Source organism: Streptococcus sp. HMSC077D04, assembly GCF_001808785.1.
In the GTDB taxonomy this organism is placed as follows: domain Bacteria; phylum Bacillota; class Bacilli; order Lactobacillales; family Streptococcaceae; genus Streptococcus; species Streptococcus mitis_BX.
In genome coordinates, this window is the sequence record NZ_KV794541.1 from 1 (window position 1) to 264 (window position 264).

A 264-nucleotide genomic window follows, 5' to 3' on the forward strand; every position below is an offset into this window, starting at 1 on the left:
GCAAATCAATACCAAACTTCAGAACGGTATTATAAATTACCTAAAATTCTTTTTGAGGATGAAAAATATATGGATATGAAACTAGAAGTAAAGGTGGCTTGTTCTATATTAAAAGATCGTTTAGAATTATCTCTAAGTCGTGGTTGGATAGATGAAGAAGGAGCAGTCTATTTAGTATTTTCTAATTCTAAACTGATGAAGCTATTAGGTTGTTCGAAGTCGAAATTACTGACAATCAAAAAAATTCTTAAAGAATATGACTTA

The 264-nt window shown here is 29.2% G+C and carries 1 protein-coding gene; it reads left to right on the top strand.

What is annotated here, in order from left to right; all coding sequences use genetic code 11:
- Positions 1 to 264 (top strand): replication initiator protein A (locus HMPREF2701_RS11535; protein ID WP_261674418.1); only part of this gene is annotated, 264 nt, incomplete at both ends.